25 protein-coding genes and 1 tRNA gene are annotated in these 24,797 nt (G+C 62.9%); 10 read left to right on the top strand and 16 right to left on the bottom strand.

Annotated elements, in window-relative coordinates:
• Positions 1-94: 94 nt before the first annotated feature.
• Positions 95-922: a ParA family protein gene (locus AC1MBU_RS08855; RefSeq protein ID WP_277357840.1), complete on the top strand. Its 828-nt coding sequence runs from the start codon at positions 95-97 to the stop codon at positions 920-922.
• An 81-nt stretch (positions 923-1,003) separates the two neighbouring features.
• On the opposite strand, the gene AC1MBU_RS08850 is transcribed toward AC1MBU_RS08855, so the two are convergent.
• The 5 genes from AC1MBU_RS08850 to gcvH all read right to left on the bottom strand — a co-directional run bounded on the left by AC1MBU_RS08850 (position 1,004) and on the right by gcvH (position 3,996).
• The gene (locus AC1MBU_RS08850; RefSeq protein WP_056547084.1) at positions 1,004-1,597 is read right to left on the bottom strand and encodes a MerR family transcriptional regulator; all 594 of its coding nucleotides are present in this window, start codon (positions 1,595-1,597) and stop codon (positions 1,004-1,006) included.
• A gap of 181 nt (positions 1,598-1,778) precedes the next feature.
• Positions 1,779-2,288, bottom strand: a complete 510-nt coding sequence (locus AC1MBU_RS08845) for a bifunctional nuclease family protein (RefSeq protein ID WP_479787003.1) — start codon at positions 2,286-2,288, stop codon at positions 1,779-1,781.
• Between the two features lie 9 nt (positions 2,289-2,297).
• The gene (gene ftsR / locus AC1MBU_RS08840) at positions 2,298-3,047 is read right to left on the bottom strand and encodes a transcriptional regulator FtsR (protein ID WP_056547078.1); all 750 of its coding nucleotides are present in this window, start codon (positions 3,045-3,047) and stop codon (positions 2,298-2,300) included.
• A gap of 8 nt (positions 3,048-3,055) precedes the next feature.
• Complete coding sequence (locus tag AC1MBU_RS08835) at positions 3,056-3,532, bottom strand: FHA domain-containing protein (RefSeq protein WP_056547075.1); 477 nt, start codon at positions 3,530-3,532, stop codon at positions 3,056-3,058.
• A gap of 77 nt (positions 3,533-3,609) precedes the next feature.
• On the bottom strand, positions 3,610-3,996 hold the full coding sequence (gene gcvH / locus AC1MBU_RS08830; RefSeq protein WP_277357842.1) for a glycine cleavage system protein GcvH: 387 nt from the start codon (positions 3,994-3,996) through the stop codon (positions 3,610-3,612).
• Positions 3,997-4,209: 213 nt separating this feature from the next.
• On the opposite strand from gcvH, the gene AC1MBU_RS08825 reads away from it, so the two are divergent.
• The 3 genes from AC1MBU_RS08825 to AC1MBU_RS08815 all read left to right on the top strand — a co-directional run bounded on the left by AC1MBU_RS08825 (position 4,210) and on the right by AC1MBU_RS08815 (position 6,974).
• Positions 4,210-5,259, top strand: a complete 1,050-nt coding sequence (locus tag AC1MBU_RS08825) for an ATP-dependent DNA ligase (protein WP_479787002.1) — start codon at positions 4,210-4,212, stop codon at positions 5,257-5,259.
• A 302-nt stretch (positions 5,260-5,561) separates the two neighbouring features.
• The gene (locus AC1MBU_RS08820) at positions 5,562-6,005 is read left to right on the top strand and encodes a DUF6318 family protein (protein ID WP_479789753.1); all 444 of its coding nucleotides are present in this window, start codon (positions 5,562-5,564) and stop codon (positions 6,003-6,005) included.
• A 354-nt stretch (positions 6,006-6,359) separates the two neighbouring features.
• Positions 6,360-6,974 (top strand): hypothetical protein, encoded by a 615-nt coding sequence (locus tag AC1MBU_RS08815; protein ID WP_479787000.1) that lies wholly within the window; start codon positions 6,360-6,362, stop codon positions 6,972-6,974.
• A 6-nt stretch (positions 6,975-6,980) separates the two neighbouring features.
• Here AC1MBU_RS08815 and ligD read toward each other — a convergent pair whose 3' ends face one another.
• Complete coding sequence (gene ligD, locus AC1MBU_RS08810) at positions 6,981-8,003, bottom strand: non-homologous end-joining DNA ligase (protein ID WP_479786999.1); 1,023 nt, start codon at positions 8,001-8,003, stop codon at positions 6,981-6,983.
• An 88-nt stretch (positions 8,004-8,091) separates the two neighbouring features.
• Positions 8,092-8,874, bottom strand: a complete 783-nt coding sequence (locus tag AC1MBU_RS08805) for a siderophore-interacting protein (protein WP_479786998.1) — start codon at positions 8,872-8,874, stop codon at positions 8,092-8,094.
• 173 nt (positions 8,875-9,047) lie between these two features.
• Here AC1MBU_RS08805 and AC1MBU_RS08800 point away from each other — a divergent pair, with 173 nt between their 5' ends.
• Positions 9,048-10,076, top strand: coding sequence for an ion channel (locus AC1MBU_RS08800; protein ID WP_479786997.1), 1,029 nt, complete (start codon positions 9,048-9,050; stop codon positions 10,074-10,076).
• Between the two features lie 82 nt (positions 10,077-10,158).
• Here the strand turns inward: AC1MBU_RS08800 and AC1MBU_RS08795 are convergent.
• From AC1MBU_RS08795 to AC1MBU_RS08755, 9 genes are all read right to left on the bottom strand, one after another.
• A tRNA-Pro gene (locus AC1MBU_RS08795) sits at positions 10,159-10,232 on the bottom strand.
• Positions 10,233-10,320: 88 nt separating this feature from the next.
• Complete coding sequence (gene der / locus AC1MBU_RS08790) at positions 10,321-11,853, bottom strand: ribosome biogenesis GTPase Der (RefSeq protein WP_277357848.1); 1,533 nt, start codon at positions 11,851-11,853, stop codon at positions 10,321-10,323.
• Between the two features lie 18 nt (positions 11,854-11,871).
• A complete protein-coding gene (gene cmk / locus AC1MBU_RS08785; RefSeq protein WP_277357849.1) occupies positions 11,872-12,570 on the bottom strand; it encodes a (d)CMP kinase in 699 nt (232 codons plus the stop codon).
• The gene (locus tag AC1MBU_RS08780) at positions 12,567-13,679 is read right to left on the bottom strand and encodes a prephenate dehydrogenase (RefSeq protein ID WP_479786996.1); all 1,113 of its coding nucleotides are present in this window, start codon (positions 13,677-13,679) and stop codon (positions 12,567-12,569) included. The genes cmk and AC1MBU_RS08780 overlap by 4 nt, the downstream gene beginning before the upstream one ends.
• Positions 13,680-13,682: 3 nt before the next feature.
• Positions 13,683-14,855 carry a pseudouridine synthase gene (locus AC1MBU_RS08775; protein WP_346028394.1) on the bottom strand — a complete coding sequence of 391 codons (1,173 nt, stop codon included), beginning with the start codon at positions 14,853-14,855 and terminating at the stop codon, positions 13,683-13,685.
• 23 nt (positions 14,856-14,878) lie between these two features.
• Complete coding sequence (scpB, locus tag AC1MBU_RS08770) at positions 14,879-15,538, bottom strand: SMC-Scp complex subunit ScpB (protein WP_479786995.1); 660 nt, start codon at positions 15,536-15,538, stop codon at positions 14,879-14,881.
• Positions 15,522-16,433, bottom strand: coding sequence for a segregation and condensation protein A (locus AC1MBU_RS08765; RefSeq protein ID WP_277357852.1), 912 nt, complete (start codon positions 16,431-16,433; stop codon positions 15,522-15,524). The genes scpB and AC1MBU_RS08765 overlap by 17 nt, the downstream gene beginning before the upstream one ends.
• Before the next feature lie 15 nt (positions 16,434-16,448).
• Positions 16,449-17,336 carry a ParA family protein gene (locus tag AC1MBU_RS08760; RefSeq protein ID WP_056547036.1) on the bottom strand — a complete coding sequence of 296 codons (888 nt, stop codon included), beginning with the start codon at positions 17,334-17,336 and terminating at the stop codon, positions 16,449-16,451.
• A gap of 242 nt (positions 17,337-17,578) precedes the next feature.
• Positions 17,579-19,006: a cation:dicarboxylate symporter family transporter gene (locus AC1MBU_RS08755; protein ID WP_277357853.1), complete on the bottom strand. Its 1,428-nt coding sequence runs from the start codon at positions 19,004-19,006 to the stop codon at positions 17,579-17,581.
• Between the two features lie 170 nt (positions 19,007-19,176).
• On the opposite strand from AC1MBU_RS08755, the gene AC1MBU_RS08750 reads away from it, so the two are divergent.
• The 5 genes from AC1MBU_RS08750 (at position 19,177) to prpB (ending at position 24,770) form a co-directional block, all read left to right on the top strand.
• The gene (locus tag AC1MBU_RS08750; RefSeq protein ID WP_479786991.1) at positions 19,177-20,820 is read left to right on the top strand and encodes a sensor histidine kinase; all 1,644 of its coding nucleotides are present in this window, start codon (positions 19,177-19,179) and stop codon (positions 20,818-20,820) included.
• Entirely contained in the window at positions 20,813-21,529 is a 717-nt protein-coding gene (locus AC1MBU_RS08745) for a response regulator (protein WP_346028397.1), read from the top strand. Before AC1MBU_RS08750 ends, AC1MBU_RS08745 begins: the two co-directional genes overlap by 8 nt.
• 129 nt (positions 21,530-21,658) lie before the next feature.
• Positions 21,659-22,354: a GntR family transcriptional regulator gene (locus AC1MBU_RS08740; protein ID WP_277359375.1), complete on the top strand. Its 696-nt coding sequence runs from the start codon at positions 21,659-21,661 to the stop codon at positions 22,352-22,354.
• Positions 22,347-23,864 (top strand): MmgE/PrpD family protein, encoded by a 1,518-nt coding sequence (locus AC1MBU_RS08735; RefSeq protein WP_471673290.1) that lies wholly within the window; start codon positions 22,347-22,349, stop codon positions 23,862-23,864. Before AC1MBU_RS08740 ends, AC1MBU_RS08735 begins: the two co-directional genes overlap by 8 nt.
• Positions 23,865-24,770, top strand: a complete 906-nt coding sequence (prpB, locus tag AC1MBU_RS08730; protein WP_471673289.1) for a methylisocitrate lyase — start codon at positions 23,865-23,867, stop codon at positions 24,768-24,770.
• Positions 24,771-24,797 lie beyond the last annotated feature (27 nt).

The raw sequence follows: 24,797 nt of genomic DNA, 5'->3' as shown, positions 1-24,797 counted from the left end.
CGTCGGAACTATCGGTCCACCTATGATGAATAGGTGTGCGGGCACCATAGATCCTGCGATCCGGGCATCTCAACGTTAGGTATTGGTTCAACAAGTGCAAGTAGTGAGCATCAGCAGCCTCAAAGGTGGGGTCGGCAAGACCTCGGTCACCCTTGGACTCGCATCGGCGGCGATGTCCGCTGGAATCCCCACACTTGTTGTTGATCTCGATCCCCACGCGGACGCCACCACCGGACTGGGTGTTCAAGCCGGCGACCAGACTGACATCGGCCGCCTGCTGAAGAATGCACGTCGGGGAGATCTTGCAGCCAATGTGGCGCCAAGCGGTTGGGTGAGTAACGCCGTCAAGCGCGGCTCGAACGGCACGGCTCCGGTCCTCGATGTCGCGATCGGCTCTGCGTACTCTGGCATTTACGACCGCCCCGACTTGGGAAAGCGCGACTTACGCCGCCTGTCGATGCTGCTGGAACGGGTCGAGGATTACCGCCTTGTCCTGATTGACTGCCCACCTTCGCTGAACGGCCTCACGCGCATGGCCTGGACTGCGAGCAACAGGGTTCTGCTTGTTGCCGAGCCCGGACTGTTCTCCGTTGCCGGCACTGAACGGACCATGCGGGCCATTGAACTTTTCAAGAACGAGTTTGCACCGAACCTCACACCCGCAGGGATAGTGGCCAACCGGGTGCGCACCGGTTCCAATGAGCACACCTTCCGGTTGAACGAGATGAAGCAGATGTTCGGCGACCTCCTGCTCAGCCCAACCATCGCAGAACAGGCCAACTGGCAGCAGATCCAGGGCGCGGCGCACGCGGTGCACCACTGGCCGGGTGAATCGGCCAAGCAGGCCGCCGGGTACTTCGATGATTTGCTCCGTGCGCTGCTCGATTCCGGCCGTATGCGCAATCGCGTGGCGCGCCGCTAAAGCACGGCCTGCGATCTATTCAATCCTGACGCAGGACACAAAAATGCCCCGCTCGGGGCGGGGCACAATGCACACTTCCGGTCAGCTGATTTTGCGGGCTTCCCGTCGCTTGCTCAACTCGTCATCCGGGAAGTTCTGGTCGGCTGCGTGCTCGCTGGGTAGCGCTGCGAGACTGCCTTCAACTTCCCGCCATACACGCCCGACGGCGATGCCGAAGACTCCCTGCCCGCCCTGGACAAGATCAATCACTTCGTCTGCAGACGTGCACTCATATACGCTCGCGCCGTCACTCATCAATGTGATCTGCGCAAGATCCTCGACGCCGCGCTCCCGCAGGTGCTCAACGGCGCTGCGAATTTGCTGAAGTGAGACTCCGGTGTCCAACAGACGTTTAACAACCTTGAGCACCAGGATGTCCCGGAAACCGTAGAGCCGCTGGGATCCAGATCCCTTGGCGCCCCGGACCGCCGGTTCAACCAGGCCGGTGCGCGCCCAGTAATCGAGCTGGCGATAAGTGATGCCTGCGGCTTTGCAGGCTGTGGGGCCGCGGTAACCCGCGTCTTCATCCAACACAGGGAGGTCTTCGGTGAAGAGCAGGCCCTGTGCGCTGGCAGGTATCGCAGTACCCGTAGCGGCCGCGTTGGCACCCGTACCGGCGTCGCCTTTCGGACTCACGTGTTGCCTCCTCGTTCTGGTTCCCGGGGGGAAGTGGCGCAAGCCGAGGTCCACAGGGGTTTATTGAGTGTTGCCCTGAGTTTACAGCTAGTGCAATGGGAACTGTATGCTTCGACGTTAGATCTCCGGGTGCCCGAGGTCAAAGATGCCATACATAACAATCCAACCGTGTCGTTTTTGCTTACTTCTCAAAGTCTTCGGGTTCGACGTCGGCCAGGAACTCGCGGAACTGTTTCAATTCACGCTCAGCGTTAGCCTGGCCTTCGGGGGAAGTCGCCTCGCCGTCGTCGTCGTCCGCTTCTGCGATCTCCACCCCGGTGTCCTCCATGACCTGTGGAGCACAGTAGATCGGGCATGGCACACGCAGTGCGATTGCTATGGCATCTGACGCACGGGAACTGACAGTGGTTCCGTCCTCAAACACCACTTCGGCGTGGAACACCGTATCCTCAACCCGAACGATCCGGACCTCAGTTACGGTGTGGTTCAGTGCTGCGACCATGCTGACCAGGAGGTCATGAGTCATGGGCCGCGGCGGAACAATACCCTGCTGGACGAAGGCGATTGCGCTGGCTTCAGGCGCACCGATCCAGATGGGGATGTGGCGCGTGCCTGCGGCTTCCTTGAGCAGCACGAGAGGCTGATTGGACGGCAGCTCGATGCGAACGCCCACAACATCCATCTCGATCATGTCTGCCTCCTAATTTTCCATCCGAGCAATCTGGCCCTGGACGAGGGCGCTGTGGAGGTTCAGACACAGCTCACTGATTTCGCGAGCGGTTTCTGCAGCCCGGGCCTTGGATGCAACGTCCCGGCGGGAGGCGACCGGGGCGACGACGCTCTCAACAAGACCGAGTTCACGGTCCGCTGCAGCACGGAAAGGACGAAGGTGCCGCGGCTCGATTCCGTGGGACTCCAACTGGACGCACGCACGAGTGATCTTCAGCGCGTGTTCATCGAAACGGCCCTCCACCTCGGCGATGAGACCGAACGCCATGAGGTCCCGAACCAGTTCCGGGCGTGCACCCGCCTCCGCGGCCAGGGTTTCCCGCGTGAGCCGGCGAGCGTGCGATCCGAGCTCGCGGGCTAGCTGCTCCGAGACCATCCGCGGCGCGAGAGTGAGACCGCCGGGCAGGTTCTCGGGGCGCTCTCCCCGGTCCACCGCGTCGAGGTAGTCCTTGATGACTTTAAGCGGCAGGTACTGATCGCGTTGGAGGGCCAGGACAAAACGCAACCGCTCGACGTCGACAGGCGTGTATTTCCGATAGCCCGCACGGGTGCGCTGAGGAGTGATTAGGCCTTTTTCCTCCAGGAACCGAATCTTGGAGGCACTGATGTGCGGGAAGTCCCCGGCCAGCTCAGTGAGGACCTCCCCGATATTCAGTACGTTCCCGCTGACACGCTCCGGGGCTACACCCACGGGTCGCCGGGACGGCTGGGAGGAGGGCATGAAAGTCCCTAGACCTGACCCTGCGGCTGCGACACGCTCCCGGCAGCATAGAAAGTGAGGCGGAACTTGCCGATCTGCACTTCGTGACCGTTGCGCAGCACCACGCTGTCCACGCGGTCATTGTTGACATAGGTGCCGTTGAGGCTGCGGGAGTCAACAACCCGGAAGCCCTCTGCTTCACGGCGGAATTCAGCATGCTTGCGAGAAACCGTGACGTCATCGAGGAAAATATCAGCGTTTGGGTGGCGTCCGGCCGTCGTGACATCTTCGTCCAAAAGGAAACGAGCGCCGGCATTCGGTCCGGTGTGTGCTATCAGCAGTGCCGATCCGGCCGGGAGGGCGGCAACGGCCGCGAGTTCCTCGCGGGTGAGCCGCGGTTCCACCGACGTGGAGGTCTGCGGCGGCAGTCCTATTGTGGTGGTTTCAGGTGAAGGCACATGCGATCCCGAAGCGTCCTGTGCGGCTGCGTTGTTCTCGCCTACCATTGAAAATTTCCTTCCCCAAAACTCGTGGCCAACCGGTTACCCGGCTGGCCACCATCTGTTTGCCTGAGCCGGTAACCCTAGCCTACCTGCTGTGAGTATTCCGACGAACTGAGAAGCTCCTTGACCACCGAGCTGTCCTCCACCTTGATTTCAAGCAGCCAACCGTCGCCGTATGGATCGGTGTTGATCAGGGCAGGCTCGCCGTCGAGCGCTTCGTTACGGTTGACGACCTCGCCGGTGAGCGGGGCGTAAATGTCGCTGACACTCTTGGTGGATTCAACTTCACCGATGACATCGGATGAACCTACTTTGGAGCCGGCCTCCGGCATCTGGACATAAACGACGTCGCCGAGCGCATCCTGGGCGAAGTCGGTGATGCCGACACGAACAACGCCATTGTTGTCGGGGGCTGTGACCCATTCGTGTTCAGCCGTGTAGTAAAGGTCTTCGGGAATGTTGCTCATTGTCGGCCTTTCGTGGGCACCGGACGGATGATTCCTGGCATGCGGTAAATAAGCGGCGGCCCCTTCTCTTCCGATCGGGGGCCTTAGGAACGAGTATAGGCACAGTGCCCATGCCGTGCGTCACCTCTTTCGGAACGTTCAATTCCAGCGTCACCGCGCTGCACATATGCCGTGTCCATGGAAATTCAGATCTCGATGAGACAGGATCGATCCATGACTGACCTGCCCTTCCCGATTCAGCCGATGCTCGCTAAAGCCGTGGACGCTGTCCCGGAGCCAGACAGCGTTCCCGGCGGACTCAGCTACGAACCGAAGTGGGACGGCTTCCGCGCGGTTATCCATGTGGAGGACGGGAAGTGTGAAATCGGCAGCCGCGGGTCCAAGACGCTCACCCGGTACTTTCCCGAGCTCGTAGAGGCACTCCTTGAGAACCTACCTGAGCGGTGCGTGGTCGACGGAGAGATTGTTGTCCGCCGCGGTGAACCTGGAGCTGAGCGCCTCGACTGGGAAGCTCTGTCGCAGCGGATCCACCCAGCCGACAGCAGGGTCCGCCTGCTCGCCAAGGAGACACCGGCGTCGTTCATTGCCTTTGATCTGCTCGGTCTTGACGAACACAATCTGTCGGATGTCCCTTTCTCAGATCGCCGAAAGGCGTTGGAGGGAATTGCTGAAATGTTTTCCGAACCGGTGCACCTCTCACAGGTGACCGACGACGTCGAGCTCGCTCGGCGTTGGCTGGTCGAGTTCGAGGGTGCCGGGCTGGACGGTGTGGTCGCCAAGCCGCTCACTGCTGCCTACGAGCCAAATAAGCGCCGCATGCTCAAGGTCAAGCACAAGCGCACTGCCGACGTCGTTGTACTTGGCTACCGCGTACACAAAAGCGGTCAGGGTGTTGGTTCGCTTCTTTTGGGCCTGTACGACGACGGCGGTGGGTTGCGTAATGTCGGCGGCGCCTCCGCATTCTCCGACAAGCGACGGTTGGAACTGATTGACGAGCTTGAGCCCGATGTCATCCGGGATGAGGACGGCGAGATTGTTCGCGGCGAGACGGACCGGAGCCGGTTCGCTTCCGCGAAGGATGTTTCGTATGTCCGCTTGTATCCGCGACGGGTCATGGAGGTGCGGTACGACCAGATGGAGGGCGACCGGTTCCGGCACACGGTGCAATTTGATCGGTGGCGTCCGGACCGGGAAGCGCGGTCCTGTACGTTCCAGCAGCTGGAAATTCCGGCGGCATACGACCTCAGCGAGGTGCTCGCCTAGGCGTCGTTACCCCTGCGTGTGGATAACTGCTGGCGTGTCAACCGACTCTGGTTAGGATGGTTGGCAGCTTACTTCATCACAGGTTCGGGGAATTTATGAATCAGTCTCGCCTGGCGTGTGCCCTTGCCGGCGCCGCCCTTTCAGTTCTTGTTCTCGCCGGGTGCTCAGGTGGTGATCCCGGCGCAGCTCAGACGCCGTCGGAATCTCCGTCGGCGTCAGCAGTACCTTCGGCGTCTGAGGCACCCTCAGCTACGCCCACGCCGACGCCGTCTCCCGCTTCCGCAGCAGGGCCCGCCGTAAACATTCCGGTTCCGGAAAAGCCTGCTCTCGCCGACGAGAATTCGGTGGAGGGGCTGGAGGCGTTTACGGAGTGGTGGTTTGAACTCCTGAACTACGCTTACGCGACGAACGATCTCGAGCCGCTGAAGGCAGTGACGGATGAAGGTTGCACGACCTGCCAAAACATCGAAGATTCCATTGCGCAGGTCTATGCGGACGGCGGTTGGATGAGTGGCGGGGACGTTTCTGTTGATTCCTTCAACAGCGATTTCGTACCCATTCAGGGCGGATCGATCGATGCGTTCGTGAGCAACAGTCAAGGCGCCACCACTGTTTACGATTCGACGGGCGCAATCAAAAGCGAATTTCCGGAGCAAGAGTACGAAGCTGCTTCTCTTTTTCGAGCCGCCCATGTTGACGACGCCTGGCTTGTGGTTGACTACGGCTTGTCCACCTCAGGTAACTGAAGGATGGAATCTCAACGCGTAACGAGAAGAGTTACAGCAGCATCGGTCGTCGCCGTGCTGGCCTGTCTCCTTTCACCGGGCATGGCACTAGCAGAGGAAGGCGATCTGAACCCTACGTTGGGTCCCGACTTTGTCGCTGTCGATCAGAAGGTGCCGGGCGGTCAAAAGGACGCGAATAAAAGTGAGGACAGCGGAGCATCGGTTCCTGCCATTTCGGAAAAGGAACCGACCGCCTCGTCGCCGCAAGTTACGTACACTTACGAGCGCGTGTGTCTGCAGGGCGTGGAAAGTTTCCTTAGCCCCGAAGACTGCGTTCGCATAGACGCTGCTTGCGATTCTGGACCGGACGGTTCCATGGTCGAGTGGATTGCCATCGACAGCTCCACAACCCCGCCTACGGAGACCCGCACTGGCGACAGATCCTGCCTCTACCCGGGCTCCCCTGCGCCAGAGCCGCCGAACGGCGAAGAGGTAGCGGAGCCCGCAGTTGTGATCACCCTGGAGGACTTCCAGAGTCAGCCGATTATCGCCGCTGCCGTCATCTCGGAGCCGAACAACTTCGGACTGCTGGGCGGACACAACAACTTCTGGGCGGACGTTGAAGAACAAGAGTTTGCCTTCGAGACCCTCGGTGACGAGGTGCGCATCCGTGCCTGGCCGGTGGCCTACGACTGGAACTATGGCGACGGCACTACCCGGACCACTCAAACCGCGGGCAACGCCGTCCCCGAGTCGGACTGGCTCTTGGTGGAAACGCCCACCAGTCATGTCTACGGCGAGACCGGGGACTACAACCTGGTCCTCACTACCCGCTTCAATGGGGACTATTCGGTCAATGGCGGACCCTGGATTCCCATCGCGGGCCAAGCTGCGGTCCAATCAGAGCCGCACCTCATCAGTATCTGGCGCTCCGATAACCGGCTTGTGGACGGTACCTGCTCAGAGAACCCGTCAGCGTGGGGATGCTAGCGGGACCTACTTGTCTTTCTTCGCCCGGCTCGGCTGGACCCTGGGCGGCTCCCCCGGCATCTTGGGGTAATCGGGCGGAAACGGCAGCTCCCCGAGACCGGAATCCAAGTCGCGTTGCCACCATTCGAGCAGCGTGTCGATAGTCCCTGGATTCTCGTGGAAGTCGGCCCACGGATCACCGACCGTACGCAGCCGATCCGGCACCGTCAGGATCGTGAAGTCTTTGGGGTGAATCCTCTCAAGCTCTTCCCACGTGATGGGACAGGAAACCGGAGCGTGTGAGAGCGCCCGCGGGCTATATGCACCTGCGATAGTGCGGTCCCGGTTCGCTTGATTGAAGTCGACGAAGATCCGCTCGCCCCGCTCCTCCTTCCACCAGGAGGTGGTCACCTGCTCAGGCATACGCCGCTCAAGTTCACGGGCAGCAGCAATTACCGCATGCCGTACATCAAGGAACTCCCGCACGGGCTCAATCGGCGCGTACACGTGAATCCCCCTGTTACCCGACGTCTTCAAAAATGCGTTGAGCCCGGCCTCCTGCAGCACTTTCCGCAGCTCCATCGCAGCCGGCACGGCGTCGTCGAAATCGGTGCCGGGTTGAGGATCGAGGTCAATGCGTAACTGGTCAGGGTTGTCCGAGTTCTCGGCACGGGATGGCCACGGGTGAAATACGACGGTATTCATCTGGGCTGCCCACACCGCTGCCGCCGGCTCATCTATCACCAGCTGCGGGTGGGACCGCGCACTCGGATACTCGACCTTCACGGAGCGGATATAGTCCGGTGCACCCTTCGGCGGGTTCTTCGAGAAGAACTGGTCACCATCGATGTTGTCCCCAAAACGCTGCAGCGCGAGCGGACGGTCTCCATTGGCCGCAATGAAGGCGTGGCCTACATCGATGAGGTACGTCGCCAGATCAAGCTTCGTCAGTCCGAGTGCCGGCCACATGACACGGCTGGGACTCGAGATGCGTACTTCGCGGGTGCCGTGCGGCCCATCAACGGATAAGACTGTCGCCTCGGATGCCATGCGTCCAACATACTCTGCAGGACCACGAACGCACCCGACGCGGCACGCCGCAGATCGAGCATGCCGCAGATCGAGCATGTCGAAAGGGTCACGTAGGGAGGACCACACCAATCGGCTCGCGCTTCTCGGCCTGGAACTTGTCTTCGGTACGCCCAGCAGCCCAATATCCGGACAATGAGAGCTGGTCTTTGGACAATCCGCGATCCTTGAGGAAGACGTCCCGCAGCGCCTTCATGGATTCCCGCTCGCCGTGCGCGAAGACTTGTACGCGTCCAGTCGGCCACTGATATCCGGTGACCGCAGCGGCGAGTAGCGACTTCGTCCTGTCATCACGCGCGTCACGGTGAACCCAAACGATCTCTACACCGGACGGTTTCGAGAGCTCGAGGACGTCGTCGTTTCCGCCGCACTCAAGGAAAGCAACGCCCACAGCCTCCTCCGGCAGGTACTCAAGGGCCGCGGCAATGGCAGGCAGCGCTGACTCATCACCGGCAAATAAGTGCCAGTCGGCATTCGCGTCAGGAGCGTAGGCTCCACCCGGGCCCATCAATGCGATCCGGTCTCCTTGCTTTGCTTGGGCCGCCCAGGGACCGGCCAAGCCCTCATCACCGTGAACGACAAAATCGATGTCGATGGTCCGGTCAATCGAATTGACCTGCCGAACCGTGTAGGTACGGGTGACCGGAACGTCCTCGGGCGGCAGCTGTTCACGAAGCGCAGCGAGATCGTAGGGCGGCTCAAGTCCGAGTTCCGGCTTCGCGAACAAGAGCTTCACATAGCTGTCAGTGACGTCCTTGCGCTGAAACTGGTCGAATGCAGGTCCACCAAGTGTCACCCGCACCATGTGAGGGGTCAGCCAGGAAGCACTCACGACATCAAAAATAAGCTGCGGCCGCGCCGGCTTTGCCTTCTTCGGGACATTATTCACACATCCAACTTCTCACGCCCGGACACGTTCCACTGAATCTTCACGGGCTCGAAGCGTGCCGGGCCCAAGGGCATAGGGTCAGAGAGTGATCGCCCATCCCCAGGAAGGAACGCCGGGTGCCGTTTGTACTCTCCCGCTTGATTCGCCGACTTGGCCGCTCCCGCATCTGGGTGGCGCCGGGTCTCATTATCCTTACAGTGTTCCTGACCAGTTGGCCGCTCATGGCATGGGCAGAGCCATCCAGCAACACCATCACGTCACCAGAGAACTACTGGTGGTGGTTCATGGTTACGGCTTCCACTGTCGGTTACGGCGATTTCTTTCCCACTACAGTCGGCGGGCACCTTGTTGGCGTCTACGTCATCATCGGCGGCATCGTTACCCTGACCACGCTATTCACCCGCATCGCAACCGCGATCGAAAACGCGAAAGGACGGCGCATGAAGGGTCAGTCAGACCTCGATATGTCGGACCACCTGGTGATTGTCGGCTACACGCCCGGCCGCACCGAACGGCTGGTGCAGGAGATCCTGGCAGACAGCGCTGACCCAGTGGCGCTATGCACCTGGGAAGACGTCGCCGAAAACCCCATGTCGGACCACGCCAACCTCGGCTTTGTCCGCGGTGACCTCGCCGAAGAAGGCGTGCTGAAGCGTGCCGGGGTCCATCGCGCAACGCGGATCCTCATCGACGCTCGGGATGATAATGAAGCGCTGACCATCACTGTGGCTGCCACGCACGTAAACCCCGACGCGCACATCGTTGTCACGTTGCGGGATATGAGCCGCGCCCGCAACTTCTCCTACGTGGACGACGACGTCCGCTGCGTCCAGTGGCACTCACCGCGTCTCGCTATCGAAGAACTCCAAGACCCGGGTATTGCAATTGTCTACGCGGACCTGATGTCCCATGGGGGCAGGAATACCTACAGCACAATGCTGCCGAACACGCTGTCGACCATGAACTTCGGCCAGGTGCAGGAAGCATTGGGGCGAAAGTTCACTACGACGGTGCTTGCAGTTCAACACGAAGGAGCCGTCATCAATCCCGGATGGGACTCGCCGCTGCCTGCCGGCTCAGTTCTCTATTACGTAGGCGAACGCAGGCTCTCAGCGCAGGAAATCACCGGCGCCATGTCCAGGTAGCGGGGAGCGGAAACTCCGCCCCGAAGGACGCCCGGGGGAACGAAAAAGGTCCCGGAAACCGTAAGTTTCCGGGACCTCGCTGTCGGGATGACAGGATTTGAACCTGCGACCCCCTGACCCCCAGTCAGGTGCGCTACCAAGCTGCGCCACATCCCGATTGGCGCGGACATACGGTCCGAACCACCTCAAGAATCCTATCCTATCGCTGCCCTGACCAGCGAACCGGTGCAGGGCGACGATGCATCTACTTCTTGCGTCCGCGCTTCTCCCGAACGCGCATCGAAACCTCGATCGGCGTCCCCTCGAAACCGAACGTCTCACGCAGGCGGCGCGTGATGAACCGGCGGTATCCCGGGTCGAGGAATCCGGTGGTGAAGAGGACAAAACGCGGAGGACGCGATGAGGCCTGCGTCCCAAACAGGATGCGCGGCTGCTTTCCACCGCGCACCGGGTGCGGATGGGCTGCAACGAGCTCACCAAGGAACGCGTTCAGTTTGCCGGTGGGGATGCGCTTGTCCCAGGACTCGAGCGCCCGATCAAGTGCAGGTACAAGACGGTCCTTGTGCCAGCCGGTCATCGCGGAAAGATTGACGCGTGGCGCCCACTCCACGTGCGCCAGGTCCTGCTCGATCTCGCGCTCCAGGTAGCGGCGGCGTTCGTCGTCGAGCAGGTCCCACTTGTTGAACGCGAGCACCAGCGCACGGCCGGATTCAATGGTCAGATTGAGGATCCGCACATCCTGCTCACTGAGCACCTCATCAACCGCGAGGAGGACGACGGCGACCTCCGCCTTCTCCAGCGCGGACTGAGTGCGCAGCGACGCATAGAAATCGGCGCCCTGCGCCATATGCTGGCGTCGGCGGATGCCCGCAGTATCGACGAAGCGCCACACACGGCCACCGAGCTCGATCATCTCGTCCACGGGATCGCGCGTGGTGCCGGCCAACGGGTCAACGACAACCCGCTCGGTACCTGCCAACTTGTTCAGCAGTGAGGACTTGCCGACGTTCGGACGCCCGATCAGCGCAACCCGGCGCGGGCCGCCGGAACGCTCCAGTCCGCCGTGCTCGGAAAACTCCGGCATGAGCTCAACAGCCCTGTCCAGCATGTCCGCCGTACCGCGGCCGTGCAACGCGGACACCGGCATCGGCTCGCCGAAGCCAAGCGACCAGAGCGCTGCGGCATCGGCCTCATTCTGGATGTCGTCGACCTTATTGGCGACCAGGATGACCGGCCTCTTCTTGCGCCGCAGCATCCGCACGATCGCCTCGTCGGTGGCGGTAGCCCCGACCGTTGCATCCACAACAAGCAGCACGGCATCGGCGAGGTCGACGGCGGCCTCAGCCTGGTCGGCGACGCGAGCGTGAATACCGCGCGCATCATGTTCCCAACCGCCGGTGTCCACCAGCGTGAAGTCGTTGCCGTTCCAGGTGGCCGAGTACATCACGCGGTCACGCGTGACACCCGGAGTGTCCTCCACGACTGCCTCGCGGCGTCCGAGGATGCGGTTAACGAGCGTCGACTTGCCGACGTTGGGACGCCCGACGATCGCAAGGACCGGATCCAGCCGGACCGGGGCGTCGTCGTCGTAATCGCCCAACTCCTGCGCGAGGAGGGCTGCGTCCTCCTCGTCCAGCTCATAGTCCTCCAGACCGGCGCGCAGCGATTCAGCGCGGCGCTCAGCCTCTGCGTCATCCAGGGCATGGATGTGTTCGGCTACGGAGTCCTCGCCCGTGGGCTCGTACTCTTCCTCAAGTCCGGTCTGGTTCTCGCTCATATTTCGCGATCCTTCGTTTTATTGGTGGGCGACAGTGCGAACGACGTCGAGCACCGCCGCCACTGTCTGCTCAAAATCCAGGTCCGATGAGTCAACGGTAACTACACCGTTTGCGGCCTGCTGAAAATTCACCACTGAGGAGTCCTTTGCGTCACGCGCAAGGACCTGCTGCTTCAGTTGCTCGACTGTCTGGGTACCGCCGAGCTGATCCCCGCGTCGCCGAAGCCGCGCCTCCTCGCTGGCGGTCAGCAGGATGCGTACTTCCGCGTCAGGGGCGACGACGGTGGTGATGTCTCTGCCTTCTGCCACGATGCGGTGGTGGGAGTCGGCAATGATCTGGCGCTGCCGGCGGATCAGTTCGCTGCGCGCACCGAGGGTGGTCGCGACGGCGCTGACGGCCTGCGAAACCTGCGGTTCGCGGATGGCGTCCGTGACGTCGATTCCGCTGATCAATACTGACTCGGTATCCGGCCGGGTACTGATGGACAGATCGAGTTCACGGGAGGCTCGTTCCACCGCGCCGGCGTCGGAGAAATCGACGCCCTTCTCGAGGCAGTGAAGTGTCACCGCACGGTACATTGCGCCGGTGTCGAGGTACGCCGCGTGAAGCCGTCGGGCAGTTTCCCGGCTGACGCTGGACTTGCCCGAACCGGACGGCCCGTCGATGGCCACGACAAGTGATTTGCCCAATCGGAAGTGGGCGAGAGATGCAGTCACTGGACCACCTTCCAACCGCGGTTCGTCAGGAAATCGGTGAGCTCGTGCCGCTTGCCGGGCAGTACGGAGACCTCGGCCATGCCCACCTGCCGCTCAGGTGAATGTTCCAGGCGGAGGTCCTCAAGGTTGATTCCGGTTTCCCCGATGTCGGTGAGCAACCGCGCGATCTGCCCCGGAACGTCATCGACCAGCACGGTAAGCCGGGCGAAGGCTTCCGGCGGTGTGCCGTGCTTGCCTGGAATGCGTGCCTGGCCGATGTTTCCCTCGGCCATCAGCTGTGCCATGTCCAGGCGGGCGCCCTCCCCCACCGGATTTTCGAGCGTCCCGATCAGCCGGTTCAGATCCTCGCGCACCCCGTAGAGAATCTCCACGAGCCGGCCGGCATTCGCCGAGAGGATCTGGACCCACAGCCGGGGGTCGCTCGCGGCGATACGCGTCACGTCCCGGAGCCCGTTACCGGCGAGGGACAGCGCGTGTGCGGGCGTGTCCTGCAGCCGGCTCGCCAGGAGGGACGACAAGACCTGCGGCAGATGTGAAATGACCGCAACTGACTGGTCATGTTCCTCAGCGGTCAGCCGCGATACGACTGCGCCCAGGTCGATAGCCAGGGCCTCGGCCGTGCGTACCGCTTCCGGCGCACTGCGCTGGGATGCGCAGATCACCCACGGCATGGACGTGAAAAGCTCACCGCGGGCCGCTACCGGCCCGGATTTCTCGCGCCCCGCCATCGGGTGGGTGCCTACATAGCGTGAGAGGGCGTCGTCGTCGGCTGCTTCCAGAACCGACTTCAGCACCGCATCCTTGACACTTGCAATATCGACGACGACGGCAGCCGGATAGGCTGCCAGCGCATCAATCACGAGCGCACCGGTGACGTCCGGCGGCGCTGCAACAACCACGAGTTCCGGCGCGAATGCGGCATCAGCCGGCTCAAGCGGCCGGCCGGCTCCGATGTCCTGCGCCACGGCCTGGGTGGACGGGGAGATGTCCGACAGGACAACATCGATTCCCCGCGCGCGCAGACCGAGCCCGATACTGGTGCCGAGCAACCCGGTGCCGACGATAAGCACGGGCCCCGACAGGTGTGTGCCGCCGTTTGTTACGGTCATCGGCTACATCTCCACAGCGGCCAGGAGGTGCCCAACTTCCTGACGGCCGAGAACGCGGATGCTGCCCTGACGCTGGTCGCCGACGCGAATTGGACCGAACTGGGTGCGGACCAGACGCTCGACCGGGTGCCCGATGGCATCGAACAAGCGGCGCACCACGCGGTTGCGGCCCGAGTGGAGAACGACCTCCACGAGCACGTGTCCAGGAGTGGAATCGACAAGCCTGAAGGAATCGACCCGGGCGATGCCGTCCTCCAGCTCGATGCCTTCCTTCATCTGGGTGCCGATGCCGTGGGCCATGGGGCCACGGACCTGCACCAGGTAGGTCTTGGGCACCTCGAAGGACGGATGCGTCAGGCGGTTGGTAAGTTCGCCGTCGTTGGTCAGCAGCAGCAGGCCTTCGGTTGCGACGTCGAGGCGGCCGATGTGAAAGAGACGCTCGCCCTTGCGGTTCTTCAGGAAGTCGCTGATGCAGGGGCGGCCTTCGGGGTCTTCCATAGTGGAAACGACACCCTTGGGCTTGTTGAAGGCGTAGTACATCATGGTCTCGTTGAGCTGAAGACGGAGGCCATCGACGTGGATCGCTGCGGTCGATGCATCGACGCGCACGCCGAGGTCCGTCACTATGGTGCCGTCAACCTCGACGCGGCCGTCACGGATCATGTCCTCGCACACCCGGCGGGAGGCGACGCCGGCGGACGCCATGATCTTCTGCAGGCGGACGCCGTCGGGATTGTGCACATCGAGCCGGTCGACGGGCGGAGCCTTGGGGCGGCGGGGGCGGTGCACTGCGCCGAGATTGCGGCCGAACCGCTCCTTGCCAAAGGGCGCTGACCCGGCGGAAGCACCACGCTGACCGCTGCGCGCTGCTTTCGGAGCGCCCTTGCCTGCGCCGCCACTCTTGGGAGCACCGGCACCCTTGTAACCGCCTGCGCCCGCACTCTTCGGAGCACCGGCACCCTTGTAACCGCCTGCGCTCTTGCCAGCACCGGCTCCTTTGTAACCGCCTGCGCCCGCACTCTTGGGAGCACCGGTGCGTTTGGGGCCGTCGTACTCCCTGCCTGCGCGTGCGGGCTTCGCGTCACCGGCGTCCCTGGCGGGCCTGCCCGCGGAATCGGAGGCAGGATTACGGCCGTCGCGGTTCCTTCCGGATCCGGAGCGGGGCGCCTGTGTCATTGAAAGTCCTTAGCTGTTGTACGTCAGTACGTGGTGGGATCGAAGTCCTGCAGGTTTTCCAGTCCGGGCAGGTGCGGAGAAAGCTTGGGCAGATCGGCAACGGTGCCAATACCCAATCTTTCCAGAAAAAGCGGTGTTGTTCCGTAGAGCACCGCGCCGGTCTCCGGATCGGTAGCAACATCGGCGACAAGTCCACGTTGAACAAGGGTGCGGACCACGGAGTCCACATTCACCCCGCGGATTGCCGACACCCGCGAGCGTGAGACCGGTTGCCGGTAGGCGATGACGGCGAGGGTTTCCAGAGCTGCCTGCGAAAGCCGCGCACTCTGTCCGTCGAGAACAAACCGTCCGACGACGGCAGCGAACTCGCTGCGCGTATAGAACCGCCACCCGCCGGCGACATTTCGGAGCTCAATACCCCGACGCCGCGTTGGTCCGGGTTCCGGGCCCTGACCAGTATAGCCGTCATACTCGGCCATCAATTCCGCGAGCGCTTCCTGCACCTGCTGGACAGGAACTTCCAGCGCTGTGGCCAACTGCATCTCGGTCACCGGTTCCTCAACGACAAGGAGCACGGCCTCGACTGCGGCCGGCACTCCGCCGGATAAAGAGGCGACGTCAGTCACCGACCCCTCGCCCGGCTCACCGCGAGTGCCGTCAGGTGTTTCAGTTCGCTCGCTCACGGACTCCTCCTTCTGCGTTCTCATCCACAACCGGCGACACGTCCTGATCGTATTCCTCGCTGATGCGCTCCGCTGACCAGTCCCGCTCCCCCGCCGACCACCGGACAGTCAGCTCCCCCAGCGGCGCGGCCTGGTCCATGGTGATGACCATGTCCCGGAACATTTCCAGCAGGGCAAGAAAACGGGCGACGACGACTACAAGTGAGTCCGCGTCTGCCGTGAGCTGGCGGAAGGACAGGACTCCCTGCTCCCGCAGGCGGTGCCCGATGATGTCGGCTTGCTCGCGGACGCTTACTGCCGGAGCGTGGAGGTGACCAATGCCCACTTCGGTAGGCGCCGGTTCGCGGGGCTCCAGCGCTTTCGCGGCGATCGCGGCAAAGTCCGACGGCGACATTCGCCAGGTGAGCTCGGGCATCATTGCGGCGAGCTGCGGTTCAAGCGCTACCTCACGCGGGAAGCGTCCGGCCTCTTCGGCGAGGCGCGTGCCCAACTGCCGGGCGATTTCCTTGAATGCCTTGTATTGCAGCAGGCGCGCGAAGAGAAGGTCACGGGCCTCGAGCAGTGCGATGTCCTCCTCGTCCTCAACTTCCCCCGATGGCAGCAACCGCGCCGCTTTGAGATCCAGGAGGGTCGCGGCGATGACAAGGAATTCGCTTGCTTCGTCCAGTGAAAAACTGTCCCCGGCTGCACTGAAAGCGCGGATGTAGCCGATAAACTCGTCGGTGACCTTCGCGAGGGCAATCTCGGTGATGTTCAGCTCATGCTTGGAGATGAGGCTCAACAAAAGGTCAAACGGTCCGTTGAAGTTGTCGAGCCGGACTTCGAACCGCCCGGCCTTCTCAGGCTCCGGCAGCGCGAGGGGGGCGCCGCCGTCGTCGTGAGCGTCCTGCGCCATCAGGCGGGGTGCCTGCTAAGGCGCGCCGCCGCGGGAGATGAGCTCCCGGGCGAGGTTGCGGTAGGCATCCGCGCCGGAGTGGTTACCGGCGTAGGTGGTGATCGGCTCTGCGGCGACGGTGGCATCAGCGAACTTGATGGTGCGCTTGATGACCGTTTCGAAGACCTTGTCTCCGAAGGCTTCCACGAGACGGGCGATGACCTCTCGGCTGTGGAGGGTCCGCGCGTCGTACATGGTTGCGAGGACGCCATCGACCTGTAGTCGCGGATTGAGGCGGTCCTGAACCTTCTCGATGGTTTCAACCAGCAGCGCAACGGCGCGCAGCGCGAAGAACTCGCAGATGAGCGGAATGATGACACCATGCGCCGCGGTCAACGCGTTGACTGTCAGGAGACCGAGTGATGGCTGGCAGTCGATGAGGATGACATCGTAGTTGTCCTCGACCTTGCGCAATGCGCGGTCCAGGACCTGCTCGCGGGCGACCTCATTGACCAGCTGCACCTCGGCGGCGGAGAGGTCGATATTCGCGGGGAGGAGGTCGATGTTCTCGACGCCGGTGCGCTGGATGGCGTCCTCGATGTTGACCTTGCGGTCCATGAGGACGTTGTAGACGGTGACGTCGAGCTCATGCGGGTTGGTGCCGAGGCCCGCGGAGAGCGCACCCTGCGGATCGAAGTCTACGAGGAGGACACGGCGGCCCGCTTCTGCGAGCGCGGCGCCCAGGTTGATGGTGGACGTGGTCTTGCCGACACCACCCTTCTGGTTCACCATGGCGATGACGCGGGCTGGGCCATGGGAGGCCAGCACCGGCGGTTCGGGAAATTCGGTGACCGGACGTCCGGTGGGGCCAATCTCTGAGTCGGTTGCGTCCTTCAGAGTTGTGGAACCCTGTTCGCTACTCACGTATCTATCCACGCTTCCGTCTAGTGCTTGTCCAGTAACAAGTTACTGTTCGCTTGCTTCCCCACGTTACAACCGCTCCCCTCCGGAGCCGTGGAAATGTAGTGTTCGCGGTGCGCGAGCCTTGAGTCTCAACTTGAAGTTCAAGCTTGAGATCCTGGCTGGCGGTGGAGGTCAATGAAACAGCAGGACACGCCCCCTATGAGCCTGCAAAAGGGGCGTGTCCTGACAATTGAACGGGGGGATCAGCGCGTGGCGCCGACCCTTTCCGCTTCGCGGCCGGTGATGTGGGCTTCGGCGATGTCGGTCTTGGTTTCTGCGCCGTCCTCGGCGGTGTCCGCTTTGGCATCTTCGAAGTGACCGGCAGTCATGGTCGCTTCGTCGAAGGGCAGGCGGCCGGCCAGCACTTCGTCCACCTGACCGCGCTCGATCTCCTTGGTCCAGGTACCGATCAGCACGGTGGCAACGGCGTTGCCGGTGAAGTTGGTCAGTGCGCGTGCCTCGGACATGAAGCGGTCAATGCCCACAATGAGGCCGACGCCGTCCACAAGGTCGGGGCGGTGCGACTGCAGGCCGCCTGCCAGGGTGGCCAGGCCTGCGCCAGTGACACCTGCTGCACCCTTCGACGCGATGATCATGAAGATCAGCAGCGAGATCTGCTCGCCGAGCGCCAGCGGGGTACCGAGGGCGGAGGCAACGAACAGCGATGCCATGGTCAGGTAGATGGCGGTGCCGTCAAGGTTGAAGGAGTAACCGGTAGGAACCGTGACACCGACTACCGGCTTGGAGACACCCAGGTGCTCCATCTTCGCGATCAGGCGGGGCAGCGCTGCTTCCGAGGACGAGGTCGAGAAGATGAGCAGGTACTCGCGGCCCAGGTACTTCATCAGCTTGAAGATGTTGATGCCGGTGACGATCTTGAGGAGACCGCCGAGGATGACGACGATGAAGATGATGCAGGTGACGTAGAACGCGGCCATCAGGGTGAACATGCTCACAATGGCCTGGACTCCGGTTTCACCGACGACGGCGGCAATGGCCCCGAAGGCGCCGATCGGTGCGAGCCACATGACCATGATGAGGATGCGGAAGACCAGCGCCTGGATGTGGCCGATGCCGCGCAGGATCGGCTTACCGGCCGTTCCCATCTTCTGCAGCGCAAAACCGACCAGCAGGGCGACAAAGAGTGTCTGGAGGATGCTGGTGCCGGTCAGCGAGGACAGCAGGGTGTCCGGAATGATGCCGAGCAGGAAGTCAACCGTTCCCTCAGCTTCCTTGCTCTCTGTCTCATAGGTGGCGCCGGAAATGTCCAGGCCCGCACCGGGCTTGACGATATTTCCGACCACGAGGCCGATTCCCAAGGCGAACGTGGACATCAGCATGAAATATCCGAGGGCCAGACCGCCGACTTTGCCGACAGTTGCCGCTTTCGCAATGGACCCGATGCCCAGCACGATGGTGCAGAAGATGATCGGGGCGATCATCATCTTGATCAGACCGATGAAAGCCGTGCCGATGGGCTTGAGTGATTTGGCAACCTCAGGCGCAGCGAGGCCAAGAATTGCGCCGGCGATGACGGCGACGATGACGGCAATGTAGAGAAAGTGGGTCTTATCCACCTTCTTGCGGGGTTTGTCGACCGAAGCGGCAGACTGTGCAGGCATCTTCGCCATGCTATTTACTCCTTATGCTGGTAGGCGGCCCGATGGCCGGTTCCTAACCATCGTGAGCGCTAGAGTGATGCCGGTCACGATTGCGTTCATACTGTTCGCCGGACCGTGAACAATGCTGGGCAACTGCCAGAAGAACGGGCGCCGTCGCAGGCGGAAGGAGCGTGATCCGAGTGAGGAACTGGAGCCTGGCACGTCAGTTCTTCATTGGCCAACTCGTCTTCGTCCTCGCGCTGACCACGACCATCTCCTGGGTCCTCTACCTCGATGCGGAGGACAACACCTTCGATTCCGCATCGGCGCGCATGCTCGCAGTCGCCACGACGTTCGCCAACGATCCCTTCGTCCTTGAAGCGGTGCAGTCACCGAATCCCTCGGACCTCCTGCAGCCCTACGCGGCGGAAGTGATGGATGAGCTCGGCGTCGATTTCGTGACCATTATGGACACCGACCGCACCCGCTACACCCACCGAAACCCCAGTGAGATCGGCGGCCAGTACATCGGATCCGTTGAGCAGGCGCTTGGCGGAGTCCCTCACGTCGAGTTGTTCACGGGGACACTGGGACCGTCAGTCCGTGCGATTGTCCCGGTCACTACACCGAATAACACCGTCACCGCCCTGGTCTCGGCCGGTGTCACCGTGGACACCGTGTCCATTGCGCGCAATGCGCAGTTGCCGCTCGTCTGGCTCATTGCAGCCGGTGCACTCACCGCCGGAACGATCGTTTCCCTGGTGCTGAGCCGCCACCTTCGCCGGGCAACGCTCGGCCTTGGCACCGAACAGCTCTCGCGCATGTTCGTGTTCTACGATTCAGTGCTGCACTCCGTGCGTGACGGCCTGGCGCTGACCAACCTTCGGGGGGATCTGGTGCTCTACAACGACCAGGCCGCAGCGCTGCTGAACTTGCCGCCGTCGGTTCCGGGCGAGCCAAAGCCCGCGTCCGACGTCGGACTCTCGCCCTCTATTCGCGAGCTGCTGGCGAGCGGCCGCCGCGCGGTGGACGAAATCCATGTCACCGATGACCGTGTGCTGGTGGTCAACCAGGAACCGGCCGTCCCGGCGTCGGGAACAAAGCCCCTGGGCACAGTGACCACCATCCGCGACCACACCGAGCTGGAGGCCCTCTCGGACGAAGTTCAGACCATGCGTACCCTGACCGAAGCGCTTCGGGCGCAAACCCATGAGCACGCCAATCGTCTGCACACCATCGTGTCCCTCATCGAACTTGATCGCGGGACGGAGGCCCTCGAGTTTGCGACGAGGGACCTTCAGCAGTCGCAGCAGCTCACCGATGAGGTGGTGGCCGCCATCGACGAACCGTTCATCACCGCGCTCCTGGTGGGCAAGGCGGCGCAGGCGAACGAACGGGGGCTGTACCTGGACATCGATGTTGCAGGCACCCTCGAAACCCGCGGCATGGATCCGAGGGACCTCGTCACGATCATCGGCAACCTGCTGGACAACGCGTTCGATGCCGCCGCCTCCTCGGAGGAACGGTCCGTCTCGCTTTCGATCCACACAGCGGGCGACGACGCCGGCTTTGTTGACATCGAGGTCGGCGACAGTGGGCCCGGCTTGAGCGAGGCCCAGCTCGGCACGATCTTCACGCTGGGCTCCAGCTCCAAAGGCACGGCAGGAACTCGCGGTCTCGGGCTGGCACTGGTTCGGCAGGCCGTGCACCGGCTCGGCGGCACCATTGCCGTCACCAACGACGGCGGCGCACTCTTCACGGTCCGCCTCCCGGCCGGACCGCGCGCACCGGAAGGCGCAGACCCGGCCGGACCGCGAGCGCACGGGGAGGCTACCCGTGGCTGACCGGCCCGCCGCTCACCCCATCCGGGTACTCGTGGTGGAGGACGATCCCATCGCGGCGGAGGCCCACGCTCTATACGTGAAGCGTCTCGACGGGTTTGACCTCGCCGGTATTGCCGGCACCGGATCCGAGGCGCTTGCGATGCTGCGCCGGCAGACCGAGGCGGGAGGCGCCGTCGTCGATCTGGTGCTGCTCGATATGAATCTGCCCGACCTTCACGGACTGGACATCATCCGCAGGATCCGAGGTTCGGGCAGCAGCGTGGACGTTATCGCCATCACAGCGGTACGGGAGCTCGGTGTGGTGCGCTCCGCGATCTCATCCGGAATTGTGCAGTACCTGATCAAGCCGTTCACCTATTCGGCATTCAGCGAGAAGCTGGGCAACTATCGGCTGTTCCGCGAGAACCTGCACGCGCAAGCCTCCTCCACCACGCAATCGGAAGTCGACAACGCGTTCGCAGCGCTGCGTCCGCCGTCGCAGGGAACCCTGCCGAAGGGGCTGTCCGAGGAGACACTGCGCGCCGTCGTTTCCTTCCTGTCTGCTGCGCCGGCGCCGGTGTCAGCGGTGGAAGTTGCGTCCTCGCTGGAACTGTCCCGGGTGACCGCACGCCGCTACCTGGAACACCTTGCCGACGGCGGGTCTGCCCGTCGGATGCCCCGCTACGGAACGCGTGGTCGGCCTGAACTCGAGTACACCTGGAACCGGTAGCCGAAAGCGTCGAGAATGTCCGGGTAGAGCAGTTCATGTATACAAAAAGCGCACTAACGCGGCGATGTATTGTTTCGGGCGCCTGTTCTGTATACATTGGAGCGGTGAGACGGGCGATGGAGCGGGCAGATGCGAGCCAGTGACCGCGCCTATCAGGCTCTGCGCGCTGACATCATCGAATGGCGGCTGGGGCCGGGCACCGTACTGGGGGAAGTCGAGCAGTCAGCCCGGCTCGGTGTCTCCCGAACACCGCTGCGGGAGGCCCTCTCACGATTGACGGCCGAAGGATTGACGGCTCCGCAGCCGGGACGCGGGGTCATCGTCAGCGAGGTGTCCCTTGAGAAGATCACCGGGCTGTTTGATGTCCGTATCTCCCTGGACTGCACAGCTGCTGCCCTCGCTGCGACGCGCGGGGACCGGCACACATTCCAGGAACTGACCCGCCGGTTTGAATCGGCATCCTCGCTGATTCAGGAGGCCGACGGCGAACAGCACGAGTACTACGAGCTGGTCGCCGAGCTCGACGCCGCAATTGATGCAGCCGCCGCTAACCCCTATCTCCTTCAGGCCCAGCGGCACTTGCGCACTCACCTGAGCCGCGTGCGCCGGCTGGCCCGGGACGATGTTGCACGCCTGACGGCCTCGGCGTCCGAACATGCGCAGATAGCCCGGTCCATTGCCCAGGCCAACACCGACCTGGCCGTTGCATCGACCAAGGTCCATCTCCACAACAGCCTGCAGTACCTGCTGGCCGCCCGAACAGACAGCACCACCCGAACAGACAACACCGCGCGAACCGTCCGAGAGGAAACACCACATGGTTGAGCTACACCCCGTCCGAGTCCACCGCAGCGAGGAAAACCTGCCCCGAAGCGGCCAGCTGGCCTGGAAAATCGCCGAGGTGGCTGCCGATCCCGTGGGAGTCGACAGCGACGTGACCGACATGGTGATCAACCGCATCATCGACAACGCGTCCGTCGCCGTTGCGTCCCTCTCCCGCGCACCGATCGTGGCTGCCCGCGCCCAGGCTCTGAGCCACCCCGTCTCCGCCAACGGACGCGGCGCAACGGTTTTCGGGATTGACGGGAAATCTTCGCCCGAGTGGGCCGCCTGGGCCAACGGGGTCGCCGTACGCGAACTCGACTATCACGACACCTTCCTCGCCGCGGACTACTCCCACCCGGGAGACAACATCCCGCCGATCCTCGCCGTCGCCCAGCACACGGGGGCAAGCGGTGCCGACCTCCTGCGCGGCATCGCCACCGGCTACGAGATCCAGGTGAACCTGGTGAAGGCGATCTGCCTGCACAAGCACAAGATCGACCACGTTGCGCATCTCGGTCCGTCCGCGGCTGCGGGGATCGGAACCCTGCTCGGCCTCGACGTCGAGACGATCTTCCAGTCGGTCGGGCAGGCGCTGCATACGACGACGGCAACGCGCCAGTCACGCAAGGGCGAAATTTCGACGTGGAAGGCCCACGCGCCGGCCTTCGCCGGCAAGATGGCAGTGGAAGCCGTCGACCGGGCCATGCGCGGGCAGACCTCCCCCACACCGATTTACGAGGGCGAGGACGGCGTGATCGCGTGGATGCTCGACGGCCCCGACGCCCGCTATGAGGTTCCGCTGCCCACCCAGGGCGAATCGAAGCGAGCAATCCTGGACACGTACACGAAGGAGCACTCCGCCGAGTACCAGGCGCAGGCGTGGATTGACCTGGCCCGCAGGCTCCATAGCGCACATCCAGACGTCACCGACCCGCAGAAGGTTGAGGCCGTCCGGATCCACACCTCGCACCACACCCACTACGTGATCGGCTCGGGCGCGAATGACCCGCAAAAGTACGACCCAACGGCGTCCCGTGAGACGCTCGACCACTCGATCCCCTACATCTTCACCGTTGCACTGCAGGACGGACGCTGGCACCACGTCGACTCCTACACTCCCGAACGCGCTTCCCGCGCCGACACGGTCGAACTCTGGCGAAAAGTCACCACGGTGGAGGACGCTGAATGGACCCGGCGCTACCACTCACTGGACATCAGCGAGAAGGCGTTCGGCGGAAGGGTGGAAATCACTCTCACCGACGGAACCGTCATCACCGATGAGATTGCCGTCGCTGATGCCCACCCGCTGGGTGCCCGCCCCTTCGCCCGCGAGCAGTACATCGGCAAACTCCGCACCCTCGCAAACGGAATCGTGGACGACGCGGAGGTCGACCGCTTCCTCGACGCTGTCCAGCGGCTCCCGCTGCTCGCGTCCGGCGAGCTGGACCAGCTAAACCTGACTGCCGCCGTCGGCGTCCTTTCCGCACAAGCACCGAAGGGGCTGTTCTAAATGCTGTACTCCTCCATAACGCCCGAGAAAAAGCGCGAAGCGCTGCGCGCAAGCCTGACCTCAGGCCGCATCCAGCAGTTCCCCGGAGCCTTCAACCCCCTGTCCGCCCGCCTGATCGAGGACAAGGGGTTCGACGGCGTCTATATATCCGGAGCTGTTCTCGCCAATGACCTTGGCTTGCCCGACATCGGGCTCACGACCCTGACCGAAGTTACCACGCGCGCCGGCCAGATAGCGCGCATGACGGACCTCCCTTCGCTGGTGGACGCGGACACCGGTTTCGGCGAACCGATGAACGTCGCCAGGACGGTGCAGGAGCTGGAGAACGCGGGCCTGGCCGGCTGCCACATCGAGGATCAGTTCAATCCGAAGCGGTGCGGCCATCTGGATGGCAAGAACGTTGTGGACACCGACACTGCCGCGAAGCGAATCCGCGCCGCTGCCGATGGTCGCCGCGATCCCAACTTCCTTGTGATGGCCAGGACTGATATTCGCGGCACCGATACGTTGCAGGCAGCCCAGGAGCGGGCGAAGGCTCTTGTTGACGCCGGTGCGGACGCCATTTTTCCGGAGGCGATGCGGGATCTGACCGAGTTTGAGGCGATCCGCAATGCGGTCGATGTACCGATCCTCGCGAATATGACCGAGTTCGGAAAGAGCGAACTCTTCTCGATCGCGGACCTCGAATCCGTGGGTGTCAACATGGTCATCTATCCAGTGACGCTGCTGCGTAGTGCCATGGGCGCGGCGGAGCGTACGCTGGAAACGATCAAGGCCGACGGCACCCAGCAGGGCGCTGTTACTTCCATGCAGACCCGCGCCAGACTCTACGAGCTCGTCGACTACGAAGCGTACAACCAGTTCGATACCTCAGTGTTCAACTTCCAGGTCCCCGGCGGACGCTAAGCCGGGCCCAGCGCACCCACCACTTAC

Source organism: Arthrobacter sp. PTI12 (assembly GCF_056679915.1).
This window is presented reverse-complemented; position numbering and strand designations above follow the sequence as displayed.

Bases quoted from the DNA above. Each gene is read 5' to 3' on its own strand.
- der (WP_277357848.1), bottom strand. From the start codon at position 11,853: ATGAGCGAGAACCAGACCGGACTTGAGGAAGAGTACGAGCCCACGGGC.
- AC1MBU_RS08835 (WP_056547075.1), bottom strand. From the start codon at position 3,532: ATGGTAGGCGAGAACAACGCAGCCGCACAGGACGCTTCGGGATCGCAT.
- AC1MBU_RS08845 (WP_479787003.1), bottom strand. From the start codon at position 2,288: ATGATCGAGATGGATGTTGTGGGCGTTCGCATCGAGCTGCCGTCCAAT.
- ftsR (WP_056547078.1), bottom strand. From the start codon at position 3,047: ATGCCCTCCTCCCAGCCGTCCCGGCGACCCGTGGGTGTAGCCCCGGAG.
- prpB (WP_471673289.1), top strand. From the start codon at position 23,865: ATGCTGTACTCCTCCATAACGCCCGAGAAAAAGCGCGAAGCGCTGCGC.
- ligD (WP_479786999.1), bottom strand. From the start codon at position 8,003: ATGGCATCCGAGGCGACAGTCTTATCCGTTGATGGGCCGCACGGCACC.
- AC1MBU_RS08740 (WP_277359375.1), top strand. From the start codon at position 21,659: ATGCGAGCCAGTGACCGCGCCTATCAGGCTCTGCGCGCTGACATCATC.
- AC1MBU_RS08765 (WP_277357852.1), bottom strand. From the start codon at position 16,433: ATGGCGCAGGACGCTCACGACGACGGCGGCGCCCCCCTCGCGCTGCCG.
- AC1MBU_RS08735 (WP_471673290.1), top strand. From the start codon at position 22,347: ATGGTTGAGCTACACCCCGTCCGAGTCCACCGCAGCGAGGAAAACCTG.
- AC1MBU_RS08775 (WP_346028394.1), bottom strand. From the start codon at position 14,855: ATGACACAGGCGCCCCGCTCCGGATCCGGAAGGAACCGCGACGGCCGT.
- AC1MBU_RS08755 (WP_277357853.1), bottom strand. From the start codon at position 19,006: ATGGCGAAGATGCCTGCACAGTCTGCCGCTTCGGTCGACAAACCCCGC.
- gcvH (WP_277357842.1), bottom strand. From the start codon at position 3,996: ATGAGCAACATTCCCGAAGACCTTTACTACACGGCTGAACACGAATGG.
- AC1MBU_RS08780 (WP_479786996.1), bottom strand. From the start codon at position 13,679: ATGACCGTAACAAACGGCGGCACACACCTGTCGGGGCCCGTGCTTATC.
- AC1MBU_RS08825 (WP_479787002.1), top strand. From the start codon at position 4,210: ATGACTGACCTGCCCTTCCCGATTCAGCCGATGCTCGCTAAAGCCGTG.
- AC1MBU_RS08815 (WP_479787000.1), top strand. From the start codon at position 6,360: ATGGTCGAGTGGATTGCCATCGACAGCTCCACAACCCCGCCTACGGAG.